Source organism: Saccharibacillus kuerlensis DSM 22868, assembly GCF_000378145.1.
Lineage (GTDB): Bacteria > Bacillota > Bacilli > Paenibacillales > Paenibacillaceae > Saccharibacillus > Saccharibacillus kuerlensis.
Genome location: NZ_KB899278.1, coordinates 127,506 through 145,067, shown reverse-complemented (window position 1 = coordinate 145,067; position 17,562 = coordinate 127,506). Strand labels below are relative to the sequence as shown.

The window sequence follows — 17,562 nt, the reverse complement described above, 5'->3', positions numbered from 1 at the left end:
AAAAAGCAAATTTGAATTTTAATCGGAATTTCAGGTTTCTATCAGCTGAATTTAAGCTTGGGGAGTTATATTAACCCTACAACCCCTCTGTAACATAGACTTTGACCCCGATGCCTAGGCATCGGGGTCCTTTTTTTGATTTCTTCGATAAAAAAAGCTCTCAGCAAGGAGAGTCTAATTATCTTGTATTAAAACTAATTTTCGTCGGAAGTAACAGCTTACATCAAAAACGATAATCCGACTACCACAGCGACCGAAGCCAATGTGAAAACCAGTATGGTACGAAGTTCACGAACCATAACAAAGCCCTCTTGGTAAGAATGCTCGTCTTTGCGATTTGGGATATTTTTGGACATTTATCTTTCCTCCTTCCGGACAAAGTTCAATCAAATGAATAAAGCCCGACGACAGAGAAAGGAACGAACCCCTAAATTTAAGCAGCCGGAGCATACGATGTTTGCACAGAATCGGGATGCGGCAATCCGCATGCAGCCGGAACAGCAGGACAACCAGATTGACAGCGCAAGCCTTTGGAAAAGCGAGCAGTTCGGACATATCGGAAGCTGAATGCTGCAGAGAGGGCGGTGTATAGGGATGCTGCTGATGATAAGCCGCGTCGCTCAGTTTCGTCTGCGGGGGATGTGTTCAGGGCTTATGAAGCGAACATGGGGCAGCAGGACAAACAGCAAACAGAACAGTACAACAGAAAATTTGCTCCCGAATAACCGTTTCTGTCGCTCATTTTGTTGCCCTTCCGACCGATTCAATTATTAACGTTCTCATCTATTATGGAAAAAAAAGAGGGGAATCGTCAAGCGATTTTCGTATCTTCAATGTTTGTCAGCCGAACAGAAGGAAACCGGCGAGCACAAACAGCAGGACAAACAGAACGAGCAGGAAGCCGAGCGTTAAATTGACGATAAGGCGAGAAGAGCGGAAGATCCCCTCATTAATGTCACGACGCTTACGTTTGTATTCGAACGTAGCGGAGATCAGCAGCGATAGAGCAAACAGAAGAGAGCCTATTCCTGCCGCTACGGCAAACAAATGGGCTCTTTCGCCGTAAGCCGAGTTAAATGTCAATCCAGCTGCCAAAAATCCGAGACCCGCAATGGCAATACAAGTTCGGACCCAGGCAAGGTAAGTTCGTTCATTGGCAAGATGCTGCTGTACGTATTTGTTTTCAATCGGCGAATTCGAGTCCTGTCTGGTCAACGGGCATTCCTCCAACCTTTCGAATTGAGCGATACGTTTTGGATGAAATATTATACTTATCGTTCACTCCTTGGCTTTACTTAAAAATAAACTTGATTTGCGTGCCGTCCGGATAATCCGATACCGCATTGCCGACCCAGGAGCCTGCACCGCGATTGTCGGACGGTGAAATGTATTCGATGTGTGCACCTGCGCCGCCTTCGCTGCACATCGCCATCGGCCATTCATCTCGGTCGTAGCCTTTCTTGGTCGGAATGCCGCGGAGTGAATCATCCCGGTTATCCTGCGCTCCGTCACGGTCGATGGTACAGATTGCGGATTCGCCTTTGGCAATTGCGTTTTGAATATGTTCGGCTGTCTTGGGGTAGCGATCGACCGGAAATACAATTTCGATGACCTCGCCCGTTCTTGTTTCGGTATGGCCAAAATCAATATCCAGATCAAGCAGGGGCCCGACCACTTTGTATAATTGGGGGGCAAATAAGGCCAGCATGACCGCAATTACAATCGTAATAAGCGACGGAGCACGGCCGCGCCTTTTGGCGGATTTCTTTTTGCTCACACGAAGAAGCCTCCTTAAACCGGTAGTCGGAGCTCATTATACCGGAAAAGAGGCTGCTTCGTGCAGCAAATTTTGCTCTGTGATACATCTTGAGACGTCATAAACGCCCGCGAAACGGCCGTCCCGATAAAGGAAATAGGGAGCGGCAGGTTTCGAACATATGCGGATCACTTACTCGTCGAGTTTTTTGGAGTCTTCGGTATCTTCGACAAGACTTTCGTCGTTTGTCATATTGCCTTTGGTCAGTTTCTTGAACGAGCCTACATCTTTACCTTGGTAATGGGGATCGCCTTCGGGAATGTTCTCGAAACCGGGTCCACGGTCCGACAAGTCGATTTCTCGCTTCTTATCCATAGATTTCACCCTTTCCGCGACGATAAAGCCGCCGTTTGTTAAAAGCATACACGTTAGCTTTCGGGATGAAACATTCGTGTTCAATTTATAGAACAGAAAGAGTAGTGTTCGCTTGTTAAAGAACAAATGTTCGTATATAATGAGTATATCGAACAAGTGTTCTGAATCTGGAGGTGCGAAGATGCCTGGTAAGTATATAGGGGAAGTCGTTGAAATTGTATATATGGACAAGTCTGGTCATTTGTCGCAGCGGAGAATTGAAGTACATGGCATTCGCGGAGAGTTGGTATATTCGACTTGTCTGGCGAGCGGAGAACGGCGTACGTTTCGTCAAGATCGAATTTTGGCCTGCCGACCATCGCCGTTTCGACGGCGTGAGATGTCCAAAAGCGAACGGAAAGCAGCCTATGCGGCAGGGAAATCACTATAAGCTCGAAAAGGTATAGTTCAAAAGGATATAAGCTCAAAAGAATATAAGTTTAAGAAGATATAAGATCGCAGAAGGAAGCAAGATTACAGAAGGAAGCGATCAGTATATAAGCAGGATTGGTATACCGAAATTATAAAGCTTTATGCAAACCTGGGTTTTACAACATTAAGACATACAAAAGGCCGTCCCGGAGGACGGCCTTTTTACCCGTGGCGCTATTTGCTTGCTGTTTTCCGTATCCCGCGCCACCGGGCAGTCTCTCCTTAGAGAGCTGCACCGGTTCGGGTAAGGGATACGTTCAGCATATCATTATAGATGTGAACGCACCTCCTTTCGGTTGCCACTATAGTAGCACAGCACATAGGGAATGCCAAGCTATTTTTACACAAAATTTATAAATTATTTATTCCTCACTTAAAAAAGTAAAATTGTGAAAAATTCATAAAAGAAAACCTATAAGATTTGACCAATGGATATTTAAAAAAGCGAATTCGTCAGTTGCATTAAATTAATTGATATATTGGTCGATAAATAAATAGAATTTAGTATTTGGACGGCGAACGGAAACGAGTCCAAATGTATTAAATTGGAGTAATTACGGACGGGAGAGAAAAAGCAATGAAAATGAATATCCAATCCAAGCTGTTGAGCGGATTTGCAGGAGTGATCCTGCTGCTCGTACTTGTCAGCTTCGTATCGCTGAGCAATCTGAACGGTATGCGGCATCAGGCTCAAGAAGTAAACGCCAAGTGGATGCCGAGCGTTACGTTATTAGGAACGCTCAACGGAGGCGTCTCTGATCTTGAACGTCTTGTGCTGAACATGATTGTAGAAAATCATTCAAGCCAGTTTATGTCGATCAAAAAAGAGTATACGGAGCTGCTGGGCAAAATCGAGCAGGAACGCGAAGCTTACCAGAAGTTGATTCGCAGCGACGAAGAGCGGCAGCTGTATGATCAATTTTCGGTCAATTATGACGCGTTTATTACAGGATTGTCGCCGCTGATCGACGCGGCTCAGAATAATCAGTCAGACAAGTCGCGCGAACTGCACCGCGAATTATATGTTTCTTGGAACAATGCTAGCGAGGCGATCGTCAAGTTGATTGAATTGGATAACATTCATGCTAACGAAATGGCTTCGATGACGGTAAACAAAGCTGATTCTGCACGTATGGTTGTTATTGGGCTCAGTCTTGTAGCGATTGTACTGGGAGCCCTTATTGCCGTACTGCTTGGGCGAATGATCGTTACGCCGTTGAAGCGTGTCCAGAAGGCAGCTCAGCAGATTGCTTCCGGCGATCTGACCGGTGAGGAAGTCAAGGTACGCGGCCGTGACGAGATCGGTGCACTGGCGTCATCTTTTAATGCAATGACGCTCAGCCTCAGAGAGCTGATTGAGTCCGTGGCGGCTTCTTCGGAACTGGTTGCAGCTTCTTCGCAGGAATTGACGGCCAGCGCGGAACAGAACAAGCTGGCATCCGATCAAATTGCCGCGACTGTACAGGAAACAGCTGCGGGCACGGCTCGGCAGGTCGATATTGCGGATACTTCCGCACAGGCGATGCAGGAGATGTCGATCGGTGCAGATCAGATTGCGGAAAGAGCCCAGACCGTTGCTTCTTCTGCAGCTGAAGCGGCACAAAAATCACAAAGCGGTAATGAAGCGATCAGGCAGGCAATCGGACAAATGGATTCGATTCGCGCTTCCGTAACGTCCATGAGTGGTGTGGTCAAGGAATTGAGTTCACGGTCTGAGGAAATCGGGACGATTACGAATGATATTACCGCTATTTCTTCACAGACCAATCTGTTGGCTCTAAATGCTGCGATCGAAGCGGCCCGTGCTGGTGAAGCCGGACGAGGATTTGCAGTTGTTGCAGACGAAGTTCGTAAGTTGGCCGAGCAATCCTCAGAATCGGCAAAACGGATTACCGATTTGATTGCATTGATTCAATCTGATACCAATAGTGCGATCGAAGCGGTTGAAGCCAATGACCGTGAAGTCTATAAGGGGATCGAATTGGTCTCTGCCGCCGGTGAAGCATTCGAGAATATTCTTGAAGCCGTCGGACAAGTAGCCGGCGATATTGAGGAAGTATCGGCAGGAGCCGAAGAGATGTCGGCGAGTACGACCGAGATTTTGCAGTACGTGAGGCAGAGTTCGACCATTGCCGGCGAAGCTTCTTCAGGAATGAGCGAAGTCGCCTCCGCTACACAGCAGCAGTTGGCTTCAATAGAAGAGATCGCTTCTTCTTCGTCTTCGCTATCGGAGACAGCAGAACAGTTGTATCATAATGTCGGCCGTTTCAAGATCTGATTGATTTCGGATTGCTGCAGAAAATCATGTTCGAAGACCTGCCCCTATTTCTTTTTGAAATAGGGTTTTTTCTTTTTTTTGAAAGCTTCGTAGATCCTGAAATAGGAGAAGTGGGTTTTTTATTGACACGTTAAATGGGGGCATGCTATGATCTTTTAAGTCGGCAATATTGCATCCCATATGCCGGGGTGGTGGAATGGCAGACACAGCAGACTTAAAATCTGCCGGGAGCAATCCCGTACCGGTTCGAGTCCGGTTCTCGGCATCCATAAAGTTCAGCAGCACCGTAGATTTTCCGTTTTAAGCGGAAAATCTACGGTGTTTTTTATTTTGCACAGCCCGGTCAAGTGGTATAATAATCACTAATATAAAAGTAAGCGCTTAACATTGCATGGTGTTCAACTGATGAATAGTTTGACAAGCAGACGAATGGAGGCGCGCAATGAACAGAAATGAAGTGGTTGAAAAAAGACGAAATGAAGAACAGGAGCAGTTAACTGTAGCATTAAATCGCGTAACCGACAGGTTAATGAATCTTCAACGTCCCGAAAATGAGGGCGAACTGCAGGCTATGGAAGGCGAAGCTGAGCGTCGGGGGTATTTTGCCCGGGACTTCGGCATGGATGCGTGGGATTGGCCGCAGGGGATTGGACTGTACGGTCTTGCGAAAGTTGCCAGCTACTTCAAAGATGAACGGTTTGCAGAATATGCACGTCCATGGATGGAAGCACGTATAGCCGAAGGGCTGCCCAGCCGCAACATCAATACAACGGCGCCTCTGCTTTCACTGATGGGATTGCCTGAAGCGGAAGCAATTAGCCTGGAGTGGGCCGAGTGGTTGGCCGAGGGCCTGCCGCGAACCGAAGAGAACGGTTATCAACATGTTACAACCGGCAGTACGGCGGCTGAAGTAACGCTTAACGAAAACGAAATTTGGATTGACACCTTGTTTATGGCCATTCTGTTTACCGCTAAGATGGGGGTGAAATATGATCGGAAAGACTGGCGGGAGACTTCGCTGCATCAACTCCTCATACATATTAAGTATTTATACGACCGCAAAACGGGATTGTTCTTCCACGGCTGGCACTTTACTGGCCGGCATAATTTCAGCGAAGCGTTCTGGTGCCGCGGCAACGGGTGGTTTACGTTGGGGCTTCCCGAATATATCGATCTGATGCGTCCATACTTGGACGAAGGTGTGCTCCTCTATCTGAATCAGACTTTCCGTGCTCAAAGCGAAGCGCTGCTGGGGCTTCAGCATAAGAGCGGTCTATGGCATACTCTGCTGGATGACCCGGACAGCTATACCGAGACGTCCGGTTCCGCAGCAATTGCTGCAGGCATTCTATTTGGCGTACGGCGAGGACTGCTGCCGGAAAGCTTTGCCGGACCAGCGATGCGTACCGTAAAAGCGTTGCTGGAGCAGATCCGTGAAGACGGCATTGTTGAAGGGGTGTCCGCCGGCACTCCGATTGGCAAACAGCGTGAGGATTACGCACACATTGTGACTGCACCAATGGCCTACGGTCAAGCGCTCGCTATCGTTCTGCTTGGAGAAGCGCTCTACCGGAACTAGGTGGAAGGCGTATCCGCAGCTGTTGGATACAAACCAGCTGCGGACCAGAGTTATCGATCTGCAGTCCGCAAAACGAAAGGAGGGAGTTGTCTAATGTCTCGAACATGGTATCGTCGGCTGCTGCTGTCGTATTTTCCGATTTTTTTGCTCACCGTTACGATTCTGATCTTTACTTCATTCGTGTTCGTAAACGACATCTCCCGGCAGGAAACAAAAAAAGCGGACCGTACCGCCTCGCGTTATTTGGTGGACAATGTGGATCGAGCTGTTCGAGAAGCCGAAATGTCGGTACTCCAGACCGTTGAAGAAACGCCGGCTTATAAGGCATATTTTCATGAGCCGGAAGGCGGAGGAACAGCGAATGTATATGCGATTGCTCGCAGCCTTCGCAGCGTAATCGATTCTTCCGTATACATCGAGTCCGCATATTTGTACGACAAAGAAAAAAAGAGCGTTGTAACGCAAAGCGGTCTGAGCGAAGTGGAAGGTTTCTCTGACGAAAGCTGGCTGGCACGCATTGATGCAGGCGATCTTGCGCCGGGTTGGCAGCCGCTTCGAGAATACGTATCCGGTCTGAGTACGCAGCCTGTTCGTGTCCTTACAATTAACAAGGATATGCCGCTGCCGTTTGGCTCAGAAGGTGTGCTGGTCATCAATGTGAAGATGAGTGCTATCGAACGATTGGTCGACAATATGGTGAATGAACAGCTTTCATTCATGATCGTCACCAATGCAAATGGAGAAGCGATCTATCAAGCACATGCGGAATCGGGAGACGGAAGGCAGACATTGAACGAATTGCGGTTGGAGAGACTAGGATGGACTTTTTCCAGCGGAATCAAGTCAGGCAGTCTGTTCGGCTGGGTATCGGTTATCTCTTATCTCTGGGTTGCGATTGCAGTCGGAACTGTTGTATGCGCGATTCTGTATCTGATCTATATCACTCGGCGCAATTACAAGCCGGTGCAGGTTATCATGAACCGGATCGAAGCACATCAGATTCGAACGCAGGATCATGGCGAAGCGAGAACCGATGAGCTTAAGCTGATCGACGGAGTTCTGGAAAGTCTGATCCATCATACAAAGGACTACGAGCAGAAGAGCCGGGAGAATGAACGCCTTCAACGCAGCCGTTTGTTCTCCGATCTGCTGCGGGGCGAGCGGACCGAGCAGGCTGCGGAGCGCTTGGAAGTGTTATCTCCGCTCGGATCGGTCTCCGCTTCTTCACGTTTTGCCGTTGTTGTCCATGAAATTGATCGGTACGAGAACGTCTTTCGCGACCGTTATACGCGAGGCGACCAAAATACACTCAAATTCGCTCTGATGAATGTATTTCAAGAGTTGGCAAGAAGCTCAGGCCTGCAGGCTTGGGCAGAATGGATCGGCAGCGATCGGCTGGCCGTCATTTTTCTGGCCGAAGAAGAGGACAGCCAATTGACGGAAACTCTTCGTGTGCTGGCCGGCAATTACCGAACCTGGGCAAAAGATCATCTTCGTCTGTCTCTCTGCTGCGGAATCGGGCCGATTGTCCGAGGAGCGGAAAATATTCGGATTTCATACGAAGCGGCCGAATCAGTCATACGACACAAACTGCTGTTAAGCGGAGACATTGTGCTGGCGAATGCCGAAGACTCTTCTCCGCAGCTGCTCGAGACGTACAAATATTTGCAGACCATCGCCGAGTTGGTGAAGCAGTTCCGGATGTCCAATAGTCAGTGGCGCGAGCAGCTGGATAAGCTGTTCGGAGAATTCGAGCGGGACTTTGTCCAAGACGAAGCGATTCGCTCGTTGATTCAGGCACTGTTAGAGATGCTCGGACGGGAAGTTGCCGTAATGTCCGAAGGGCTGCAGGAAGCATTGTCCGACGGACGGACGACAGAATTTGAACATCGCCTTCTCGAAGCAGATACGCTGACCGAAGTGAAAAGCATGCTGGCAGATTACTTGACCGATCTATTCCGTTTATACGTATCTGTCAGCGAAACAAAAAGTTATCGCGCAATGGTCAATGAAATGAAGACTTACATTGAAGAAAACTTTGCGAATCCGGATCTGTCCTTAAAGCATCTGAGCGATCGATTCCAGATTTCGGGCAAATACGCGAGCTATCTGTTCAAGACAGAATTTGACATGAAATTTGTCGACTTCCTGACACAGCTTCGAATGAAAGAAGCGGAACGCCTGCTGCTGGAAAGCGATTGTCCACTTCAGGATATTGCTCTTCAAGTCGGCTATGCCAATGCCATTACATTCGGTCGGGTCTTCAAACGGATATCGGGTATTACGCCCGGTGACTATCGCCGGCAAAACCGTGGACTATCTCCATTTGAGACTTGAAAATTGAAACTTGAGATTTGAATATTGAAATTGTTTATCTGATGTCCCTCGTTTGTTCCTATGCCGCATGAGCAGCGTCTTCCTCAGCGAAGATGTCGGCCATGCGGCTTTGTGCGATTTGGAGAATTTTAAACCGTTAATAACCGGAAAAGCGTTTGTTTTGGAATTTAGGGTGTCAAATCGCTGCGATTAAGCGTCTGCGAATCCAGTTTATCGCACGAAAATCGTTTATTGAACGCCTAAGCCGCTTGTTGTAAACGCTTACTTTTAGAGGATTGGAGAAAATAATCAACTGTATGAAAATGGGTGATGGAATAAACCAAAAGGGGGATTTTGTACAGAAAGAACGTCCGAAACTAGTTTATTGCCAGAACAAGCAGCGGTATGGAATACTGAGTTCACTCCACACGGGCGGCAGCTGCTGCTTGAACGGAAGACGAGGATTGTCCGAAGTACCGTCACACTACAGACAAAGGAGATGGGAAAATGACAGGAAATATGCGAAGAGGGGTTATGAAGAAGGCAGCAGGTGCAGTGCTTACCGCGTTAATGGGGGTATCACTGCTGTCGGGCTGCGGTTCAGGTTCCAATGAAGGAGCAGCATCGGACGGCAGCGGAGATGGCAAACGCGTTACATTGAAGGTCGAAGTGTTTGATCGGGGCAACAGCCCATCGCCTCATACTATTACGAATAACTGGCTGACGCAGTACGTCCAGAAGGAATTCGGCGACCCAAACAATATCGATGTTGAATTCGTTCCGGTGCAGCGTTCCGAGGAAACGACCAAACTGAACGTCTTGATGGCAAGCGCCAGCGACGTTCCGGACATCGTGTTTGTATATGATTCCAGTGTATTTTATCGTTATGCACAGCAGGGCGGTCTGACCGATGTAGGCGAACTAATCAATGAACACGGTCCGAATTTGAAAGAATACCTTGGTGAAGAGACGTTGAAGTTCGGCCAGCTGGAAGGGCAGCAGTTCGCTATTCCGGGCAAACGGGCTATCACGGCTCGCTACAACTCTTATATTCGGCAGGATTGGCTGGACAAGCTGAATATGCCGGCGCCTACAACGACAGACGAGCTGTATGAAACGTTGAAAGCGTTCAAAGAGAAAGATCCGGGCGGTCTCGGCAGTAAAAACATTCCGATGGGTCTGGCGCTTGCACCTTCCGGCTACGAGCCGCTGATCTACTCGTTCATCAAACCGATTCAAGGCGATCTAACGTACAGCCAGCGCTACGAGCTGCCGCTGCACGAAGGATTCAAAGAAGCGATGCAGTTCATGAATAAACTGTACAACGAAGGGCTGGTCAGCCAAGACTTCAGCCTCGACGAGGAAGAAGAACAGCTGGCGAAAGACTTCCAGAACGGTAATGTCGGTTTCATAACAGAGGACGTCGGCCAGATTCTGTACGCAGACGGCGTGCTGGACAATCTGAAGAAAAATCTTCCGGACAGCGAAGTCGCTGCAATCGATACGCTGACTAATCCGAACGCCGACAATAAGTACACGAAATCCCGCTACGGAAGCAACGGGATGTACATCATGATTCCGAAAAGCAGCAAACGCTCTGTAGAAGCCGTCAAGTATCTGGATTGGATGGCGTCCGGTGATAATCTGCTGACCATGTCTACCGGCGTAGAAGGCGAGAACTACGTGATGGAAGACGGTATTCCGGTCGTCAAGGAAGACGCCGCGCAGGAAATAAAGGACCGGGTTTATAACGGCGGCGATATGGCGATCCTGGCGAACGGCAAAGTGATCGGCGACCAGGAAACGAACGAAGAAGCCTGGACCGTAGGATTCCCGAAACAAAACCAGGAATTGATGCGGCAGTCGATTGCGGTCGCCAATACCGATACAATCGGTCCGATCGTGTTCGACCGTCCGATCGAGGCGGAAGCCAAATACGGCACGGCGCTGAACGACAAGCTTAAAGTCATTATCGTACAGTCCACCATGGCGAAGCCCGACCAGTTCGAAGCCGTATATGAGCGCGAAATGAAAGACTTTATGAATATCGGCGGAGCAGAACTGCAGAAAGAACTGGAGCAGGCGCTGCAGGAACAGGGTTAATCCAAAACCGAAACCGGGAAAAGGGCCGAAGCAGAAGCGGAAATGCGGAACATTCCGCTTCGCTTCGGCCGATTTTTAAGGCAAAGGCCCGGCGCTCGGCAGAAAAAAGGCCGCTGTGCCCGACAGGAGGAGAACGACGTGACTAAGGCGAAATCGACTCTGACTCAGATGAATGGATACGGCGAACTGAATAAACGCACAACTTACTTCAAGCGCTATTGGCAGCTGTATGCGCTGCTGTCGCTTCCAATTCTGTATTTCCTCATCTTCCGCTACGGTCCGATGTACGGCGTACAGATCGCATTCAAAGATTTCAATCTGTTTCAAGGCATAAACGGCAGTGAATGGATCGGGTTGGAAGCGTTCCGCGAAGTGTTTGCGATGAACGACTTCTATATTACGCTGCGCAATACGTTCATGCTGAACTTCCTGGATCTGATCGTCTCATTCCCTGCTCCAATCATTTTGGCGATCATGCTGTACGAGATCCGTTCCGCCCGTTTCAAACGCATTTCCCAAACGATCCTGTATATTCCGCACTTTATTTCCTGGGTTATTATCGGCGGGATTGTGTATCAGCTGTTCGGTACTCAATCGGGGATGATCAACGGCCTGCTGCAAGGCATGGGGTTCGAAGCCATTCCTTTTTTGACGGAGAAAAACTCTTGGCTGGTTACTTATTTGTTCACCGGTGTTTGGCAGAGCGCAGGTTGGGGCACGATTCTGTATTTGGCGGCGCTGACCGGCGTAAACAAAGAATTGTTTGAAGCGGCCGATGTAGATGGAGCTTCCCGGCTGCGGAAAATCTGGCATATTACGCTTCCGAGTATCAAGCCGACTATCGTCACGCTGCTGATTCTTAACCTCGGCCGGATGGTCAGTATCGGCTTTGATCGTCCGTACATTATCGGTAATACTGCAGTTCGCGAATATTCCGACGTGCTCAGCACGTTCGTCTACCGAATCGGCCTGGAGTCCGGACAATATACGCTGGCAACGGTTGTCGGATTGTTCCAAGCGGTTGTCGGTCTGATCTTTATTCTGGGCTCCAACTATATTTCCAAAAAAACGACCGGAGACGGCATCCTGTAATGCGGCGCCGCTAACCGAAGTGAGGAAGGGAGAGTCAATTCGATGAGTGAACGTACCTCCAACCGAATTTTTGATACCGTCAACATTACATTCGTATCCCTATTCGTTATCTTCTGTCTGGCTCCGTTTGTTCATACAATCGCCGTGTCGCTCAGTTCGAACCGTGCAATCACCTCGGGTGAAGTCACGCTGTGGCCTGTGGAATTCAATTGGGACGCCTATGTCCAAGTCTTCTCCGACCAGTCCATGCTGAATTCGCTCGGCTTCACTGTCATATTGACGCTGGCAACGACGCTGCTGTGCATGCTGTTTACGATTGCCGCCGCCTACCCGCTGACCAAGGGCAGATTGAAAGGGCGCAAATTTTTCATGTACATGATCATTATTACGATGTTCTTCAGCGGCGGCATCATTCCAGAGTACCTGCTGATCCGCGATCTGAATATGATCAATACGGTCTGGGCGCTGATTCTGCCAGGATTGGTCAGTCCGTTCAACCTCATTATCCTGATCTCTTTCTTCAAAAATATTCCGCCGAGTCTGGAAGAATCCGCGGAAATTGACGGCAGCTCGTTTATCAACACCCTGCTTCGAATTGTGCTCCCCCTGTCGCTGCCTGTCATGGCAACACTGGCGCTCTTCTATGCGGTCGGCCGCTGGAACGGTTTCCAGGATGCGCTGATGTATGTGACGGATCCGCAGATCTATCCGCTGCAGCTCAAGCTGTTCCAGATGGTGCAGAACAATATGGTCACCGAGCTGACGCAGATGGAAGGGGCAAACCGTGCAGCGCTGACACCGGAAGCACTCAAAGCCGCTACCGTCATTTTCGCTACCGTTCCGATTCTGTGCGTGTACCCTTGGCTGCAAAAATATTTCGTCAGCGGCGTCATGTTGGGAGCTGTGAAAGGCTGAGTTGAAACAAATGAGGACAGGAACAAGCTGGAACAAAAGCAAGTCGGAATAGCAGCGAATTAGAGTGAAAGCGAAAAAGGCTGCGAGAAGCGGAAGGAGGACGCGGCGATGCGGGACAAAGGAGAGTTTTCGTTCTCGACCTGCTGGAATATCAAGCGTCAACCAGATGCTCGGGCAATGATCGAAGAAATTGTGAACCTCGGATTCCGCCGTGTAGAGTTGAATTATAACGTAACGCAGAGGATGCTGAAGGACATTGAGCCGATGATCGAATGCGGGAAGATCGTCGTCTCCAGTGTGCACAATACCTTTCCCCATACTGCTGACCCCGATTACGGAACCGATTCGATGCTGCTCGGATTCGCGGACGAAACCAAGCGTAAAAAAGCGGTAGAGCTGCTTGTCGGCTCGGCGGAATACGCACATCGGTACGGAGCGGAGGCGGTGGTTGTTCATCCGGGCGAAGTACCGATCGATCATGCGGATGTGAAAATGCTGGAGAAGCTTTACCATGAGCAGGGCACTGAATCGGAAGTTTATCTGCAGGCTTGGCGTTTATTTCTGGAACAAAGAGAACGCGAAGCCGAAAGCTATCTGAAGAGGATCGCTGTCAGTCTGGAGGAAGCATGCGAGGCGTCCGAATCGCGCGGGTTGAATGTATCGTTCGGTATCGAAACGAGATCGCGTCCAAATCAGATACCGACACTGGCGGAAGCAAAGAACGTGATCGATAGGCTGCGGGGCGCGCCGGTAGGAATCTGGTACGATACGGGCCATGCGATTATGATGGACCGTCTCGGTCTGTATGACAGCGTCGGCGAAATGAACGGCTTGATGGATCACATCGTCGGCGTACATATTCACGAGACAATCGGATTGTCCGATCATTGGTGTCCTTATGTCCACAGTGGGGACCGGGAGTTCTATGACGCCTATCTGCCGATGATCGAGCGGGCGAAAGTAAAGGTATACGAATTGAAGGCGGCCTGCCTGCCGGATGAGATCGAAGAAAGCCACCGGCTGCTGTCGACAAAATTGGCAGCCCGGGGGAGGGAGCGCGATCATGCGAATTATTGAGAAAGAAAACACTGAAATCTATAAACGGCTGGTACAAAAAAATGATGAAGCGGTACAACTCGGGTTATCCCGTCAAGTGATGGATCCGGAAAGCCGCTATTACGGCGGTACGGTCGATCCGGCGACAGGAATCGCCTGGGTCAATCATACGACAGGGACGCCGACCGAGATGTGCAATTGGGGAGCCGCGCTGGCGAACTCTGATTCGTCTTACTATCGGAACGAGAAACTGCTGGAGCGGCTGACGTTGGCATCTGAATTTGTGCTGCGGTCCCAGCATGAAGACGGATCGATCTCTCCCGGCTGGACCAACTATCATTCGCCGCCGGACACCGCTTTTGTTATCGTCGGTTATTATCAGCTGTACGAGCTGCTGCAACGGGAGAATTGGGCGCCGCTCACACCTGTCTTGGACAACATGAAGCTGTTTCTGAAGCGGACGCTGCCGGCAATGCTGACCGGCGGGTGCCATACGCCGAATCACCGCTGGGTATTGTGTGCTGCGCTTGGCTGTCTGTATCGGTTGTTCGGCGGAGAAGAGACTGTCCGCCGGGCCGAACAGTGGCTGGCGGAAGGAATGGATATTACACCGGATGGGGAATGGACGGAGCGAAGCAACGGCATTTATAGTGCGGTCAGCGACATTATGCTGATCTATGCCGCCAAGCTGCTGAATCGGCGGGAGCTGTTGGAACCTGTGAGACTCAATCTGCGCATGATGGTCTATCTGGTGCATCCGTCCGGCGAGGTTGTGACCGATTATTCCGGTCGACAGGATCTGGGCCGGTTTCACGATCTGTCGCCGTATTATCTACCTTACGCCATACTGGCATTGGAAGACCAAGACCCGCTGTTTGTGGGAATGGCGAAGCTGGCAGGAGAAACGCTGGAAGGTCCGGGAGTCGCTTCTGTTCATGTGCTGGTTCGCATGCTGCTGGAGCCGGAGCTCAGAGGTCCTTTCGAAGCCGGCGAAGAGGCGGTACCGGCAAGCTATGAGAAGGTATTGAACGGCGAATTTTTGCGGGCGGGCTATTTGAACGGCATGGAAGAGGTCGGTCATTACGGCCGTATATCTCACAGCCGTCTGCATACTGACTTTGGCGCGCCTGTTGCCCGAATCCGGGACGGAAATACCAGCGTCACTCTGATGACCGAGACGCCGTCGTTCTTCGCTCTGCGCCATGGAGAGACGCGGCTGCTCGCCGTTCAGGCATCTTCGTATTTCTATCCCGGCTATGTGCCGATGCAGAAGATGGAGAGACTGGATAGTGGAGGATACCGATTGTCCGGCGAACAGCGCAAAGGCTATTATGGGCCGGTCGAACTCCTGCCGCCGAAAGTCGAAGCGTCTGCTGCGTTAGGATCAGGCAGCGAAGTGAGCCCCTGGTATTTGCTGCCGCATCATAATCGGGAGTTGACCCATGAGCAGACTTTTCGTGTGCAAACGGAATTGATCCCTTTGGAAGACGGGTGGGACTTAAATGTGAAAGCCGACGAGCCTGTTGACGTCATGACACAGTTGTCGTTTGTATTCGGCAGCGAAGGGGAGATCGTTTCCGGTGAGCTCAGGGAAGTGGGCAGAGATCGATGGTTGTGGAGTGGCGGAACACTCCGCTTCGAGTGCGGCGAGGACTGGATCGAGCTAACAGGTGCCGAACTGGCCCATCTGTCGCCAACGGTACGCGAAGCGAATCTGCCGGACGGCTGCAAGGTCGTGCTGTTGAACTTGATGACGCCGTTCGACAAGACGGTGAAGATCCGGCTGTCGCCGCGTGCTTAAGATTCGAGACTTTCAAGCGGTTCGAATGAACCGTTTTTTTTGTGTTTGTATTTATGAGCATTCGCAAAAAAAGCGGGGTTGCCTTCATTGAAGCGATAAAAGCGGAGCGGAAAATCCCTTTTTGCATTACGCTTACATGGAGAAGAACCAAGCCGAGGAGGAAATAAATATGGGCAAAAAAACGTATGTCCTGGTCGGAACGGGGGGCCGGGCAGAATTTTTCTATGGGGCGATCGCCGGACGATTCCGCGAAACGGCGGAACTGCTCGCTTTTTGCGATATTAACCGGGTACGAATGGATTACGCTAATCGCATGCTGCGGGAGAAGTACGATTATCCGGAAGTCCAAACGTATAGCAGCGATCGGTTCGACGAGATGATTGCGGAACTAAAGCCGGACTGTGTAATCGTAACCAGCGTGGATCGTACGCATTATCTGTATATCGTTCGGGCGATGGAACTGGGATGTGACGTCATTACGGAGAAGCCGATGACAACCGATGCGGAGAAATGCCAAGAGATTCTGGACGCTGTTGCGCGTACAGGCCGCAAAGTGCGGGTGAGTTTCAATTATCGCTACGCCCCGCATCATACGAAAATCCGGGAATTGATCGAAGACGGAGCAATCGGGGACGTTACTTCCGTTCATTTCGAATGGCTGCTGAACACGAAGCACGGCGCCGACTACTTCCGCAGATGGCATCGGGACAAACGCAACAGCGGCGGACTGCTCGTGCACAAGTCGACACATCATTTCGATCTGGTGAATTTCTGGATCGGTTCACAGCCGGAGACCGTGTTTGCGATGGGTGATCTGCTATTCTATGGGAGAGAAAATGCCGAACGACGCGGTGTTACGAAGTTCTATGATCGGGCTACAGGCAATCCGAATGCGGAAGGCGACCCCTTTGCACTAACGCTGGACGACAACGAGCATCTGAAAGCAATGTATCTCGATGCGGAGAGTGAAGACGGCTACCGCCGCGATCAGAGCGTATTCGGCGACGGCATCTCGATCGAAGATACGATGAGCGTTACGGTCCGGTATCAAAACCGTGCACTGTTAACTTATTCGCTCAATGCTTACCTGCCTTGGGAAGGCTACCGGATTGCATTCAACGGGACTAAGGGACGGATCGAAGCCAATGTGGTTGAGCAGTCTTACGTCAATTCTGGCGGCGACAAAGCTTTGGAAGGCGCACTTCAAGGCGCAAGCATTCTTGTTTTCCCAATGTTCGGGGAGCCTTACAAAGCGGAGTTTGAAGAAGGGGAAGGCGGCCACGGCGGCGGCGACCCGGTGCTGCTGAACGATCTGTTCGGAGAGCCCGTAGAAGATCGATTCAATCGGGCGGCCGACCATGTTGACGGTGCACGCTCGATTCTTACAGGAATCGCGGCCAATCTTTCAATGGCACAGGAACGTGCGGTGAAAGTGAGCGAGCTGGTTCGTTTTGATTGAGAACAGTTAAGCCGCGGAATTTCTTCCGCGGCTTTGATCTGTTTTTCAAGTTTAATAAGAACGGCTGCGTCTTCAGCCAAGCGATAAGCCGCGCTGTATATCACGCAGTTCGCGCCAGCCGATGAGTTCAATATTATCTTCCTCCAGCGTATGGCGAACCTCGGGATCGAGAAACAGATCATAGTCGAATAGACGAAAAGGCCAGGAATCCGTAATGGCTTTGAGTTCTTCCGTTTCGTGGGAAGGATGGAACAGCATTTCCGTAACGCCGTAATCCAAGCTCCGAAGGAGGGATATCACATGACTGCGGGCAAAAGCATAGACAGTTTACCAAGTTAAGGATAGAAGACGCCTCCATTGG

15 protein-coding genes and 1 tRNA gene are annotated in these 17,562 nt (G+C 50.2%); 11 read left to right on the top strand and 5 right to left on the bottom strand.

Annotated elements, in window-relative coordinates:
• Positions 1 to 218 precede the first annotated feature (218 nt).
• From F456_RS24205 to F456_RS0103595, 4 genes are all read right to left on the bottom strand, one after another.
• Positions 219 to 356 carry a hypothetical protein gene (locus tag F456_RS24205; RefSeq protein WP_018975641.1) on the bottom strand — a complete coding sequence of 46 codons (138 nt, stop codon included), beginning with the start codon at positions 354 to 356 and terminating at the stop codon, positions 219 to 221.
• Between the two features lie 484 nt (positions 357 to 840).
• Positions 841 to 1,215, bottom strand: a complete 375-nt coding sequence (locus tag F456_RS0103605) for a YidH family protein (protein WP_018975639.1) — start codon at positions 1,213 to 1,215, stop codon at positions 841 to 843.
• A 76-nt stretch (positions 1,216 to 1,291) separates the two neighbouring features.
• Positions 1,292 to 1,777, bottom strand: a complete 486-nt coding sequence (locus tag F456_RS0103600; RefSeq protein ID WP_018975638.1) for a NucA/NucB deoxyribonuclease domain-containing protein — start codon at positions 1,775 to 1,777, stop codon at positions 1,292 to 1,294.
• Positions 1,778 to 1,948: 171 nt separating this feature from the next.
• The gene (locus tag F456_RS0103595) at positions 1,949 to 2,131 is read right to left on the bottom strand and encodes a hypothetical protein (protein WP_157059983.1); all 183 of its coding nucleotides are present in this window, start codon (positions 2,129 to 2,131) and stop codon (positions 1,949 to 1,951) included.
• A 181-nt stretch (positions 2,132 to 2,312) separates the two neighbouring features.
• On the opposite strand from F456_RS0103595, the gene F456_RS0103590 reads away from it, so the two are divergent.
• From F456_RS0103590 to F456_RS0103535, 11 genes are all read left to right on the top strand, one after another.
• Positions 2,313 to 2,561, top strand: coding sequence for a hypothetical protein (locus tag F456_RS0103590; protein WP_083923471.1), 249 nt, complete (start codon positions 2,313 to 2,315; stop codon positions 2,559 to 2,561).
• Between the two features lie 618 nt (positions 2,562 to 3,179).
• Positions 3,180 to 4,880, top strand: coding sequence for a methyl-accepting chemotaxis protein (locus tag F456_RS0103585; RefSeq protein ID WP_018975635.1), 1,701 nt, complete (start codon positions 3,180 to 3,182; stop codon positions 4,878 to 4,880).
• 182 nt (positions 4,881 to 5,062) lie between these two features.
• A tRNA-Leu gene (locus F456_RS0103580) sits at positions 5,063 to 5,145 on the top strand.
• A 177-nt stretch (positions 5,146 to 5,322) separates the two neighbouring features.
• Positions 5,323 to 6,459, top strand: a complete 1,137-nt coding sequence (locus F456_RS0103570) for a glycoside hydrolase family 88/105 protein (protein ID WP_018975634.1) — start codon at positions 5,323 to 5,325, stop codon at positions 6,457 to 6,459.
• Between the two features lie 93 nt (positions 6,460 to 6,552).
• A complete protein-coding gene (locus F456_RS0103565; protein ID WP_018975633.1) occupies positions 6,553 to 8,796 on the top strand; it encodes a helix-turn-helix domain-containing protein in 2,244 nt (747 codons plus the stop codon).
• A gap of 486 nt (positions 8,797 to 9,282) precedes the next feature.
• Positions 9,283 to 10,878: an extracellular solute-binding protein gene (locus tag F456_RS0103560; RefSeq protein WP_018975632.1), complete on the top strand. Its 1,596-nt coding sequence runs from the start codon at positions 9,283 to 9,285 to the stop codon at positions 10,876 to 10,878.
• A 168-nt stretch (positions 10,879 to 11,046) separates the two neighbouring features.
• The gene (locus F456_RS0103555) at positions 11,047 to 11,970 is read left to right on the top strand and encodes an ABC transporter permease (RefSeq protein ID WP_051086686.1); all 924 of its coding nucleotides are present in this window, start codon (positions 11,047 to 11,049) and stop codon (positions 11,968 to 11,970) included.
• 42 nt (positions 11,971 to 12,012) lie between these two features.
• Positions 12,013 to 12,885, top strand: coding sequence for a carbohydrate ABC transporter permease (locus tag F456_RS0103550; RefSeq protein WP_018975630.1), 873 nt, complete (start codon positions 12,013 to 12,015; stop codon positions 12,883 to 12,885).
• Positions 12,886 to 12,993: 108 nt separating this feature from the next.
• Positions 12,994 to 13,962 carry a sugar phosphate isomerase/epimerase family protein gene (locus F456_RS0103545; RefSeq protein WP_018975629.1) on the top strand — a complete coding sequence of 323 codons (969 nt, stop codon included), beginning with the start codon at positions 12,994 to 12,996 and terminating at the stop codon, positions 13,960 to 13,962.
• Positions 13,949 to 15,742, top strand: a complete 1,794-nt coding sequence (locus F456_RS0103540; RefSeq protein ID WP_018975628.1) for a prenyltransferase/squalene oxidase repeat-containing protein — start codon at positions 13,949 to 13,951, stop codon at positions 15,740 to 15,742. The genes F456_RS0103545 and F456_RS0103540 overlap by 14 nt, the downstream gene beginning before the upstream one ends.
• A gap of 169 nt (positions 15,743 to 15,911) precedes the next feature.
• Positions 15,912 to 17,201 (top strand): Gfo/Idh/MocA family protein, encoded by a 1,290-nt coding sequence (locus F456_RS0103535; protein WP_018975627.1) that lies wholly within the window; start codon positions 15,912 to 15,914, stop codon positions 17,199 to 17,201.
• A gap of 72 nt (positions 17,202 to 17,273) precedes the next feature.
• Here F456_RS0103535 and F456_RS0103530 read toward each other — a convergent pair whose 3' ends face one another.
• Positions 17,274 to 17,480 carry a polysaccharide deacetylase family protein gene (locus tag F456_RS0103530; RefSeq protein WP_018975626.1) on the bottom strand — a complete coding sequence of 69 codons (207 nt, stop codon included), beginning with the start codon at positions 17,478 to 17,480 and terminating at the stop codon, positions 17,274 to 17,276.
• Positions 17,481 to 17,562 lie beyond the last annotated feature (82 nt).

Bases quoted from the DNA above. Each gene is read 5' to 3' on its own strand.
- F456_RS0103540 (WP_018975628.1), top strand. From the start codon at position 13,949: ATGCGAATTATTGAGAAAGAAAACACTGAAATCTATAAACGGCTGGTA.
- F456_RS0103550 (WP_018975630.1), top strand. From the start codon at position 12,013: ATGAGTGAACGTACCTCCAACCGAATTTTTGATACCGTCAACATTACA.
- F456_RS24205 (WP_018975641.1), bottom strand. From the start codon at position 356: ATGTCCAAAAATATCCCAAATCGCAAAGACGAGCATTCTTACCAAGAG.
- F456_RS0103555 (WP_051086686.1), top strand. From the start codon at position 11,047: ATGAATGGATACGGCGAACTGAATAAACGCACAACTTACTTCAAGCGC.
- F456_RS0103595 (WP_157059983.1), bottom strand. From the start codon at position 2,131: ATGGATAAGAAGCGAGAAATCGACTTGTCGGACCGTGGACCCGGTTTC.
- F456_RS0103545 (WP_018975629.1), top strand. From the start codon at position 12,994: ATGCGGGACAAAGGAGAGTTTTCGTTCTCGACCTGCTGGAATATCAAG.
- F456_RS0103585 (WP_018975635.1), top strand. From the start codon at position 3,180: ATGAAAATGAATATCCAATCCAAGCTGTTGAGCGGATTTGCAGGAGTG.
- F456_RS0103570 (WP_018975634.1), top strand. From the start codon at position 5,323: ATGAACAGAAATGAAGTGGTTGAAAAAAGACGAAATGAAGAACAGGAG.
- F456_RS0103560 (WP_018975632.1), top strand. From the start codon at position 9,283: ATGACAGGAAATATGCGAAGAGGGGTTATGAAGAAGGCAGCAGGTGCA.
- F456_RS0103590 (WP_083923471.1), top strand. From the start codon at position 2,313: ATGCCTGGTAAGTATATAGGGGAAGTCGTTGAAATTGTATATATGGAC.
- F456_RS0103535 (WP_018975627.1), top strand. From the start codon at position 15,912: ATGGGCAAAAAAACGTATGTCCTGGTCGGAACGGGGGGCCGGGCAGAA.
- F456_RS0103565 (WP_018975633.1), top strand. From the start codon at position 6,553: ATGTCTCGAACATGGTATCGTCGGCTGCTGCTGTCGTATTTTCCGATT.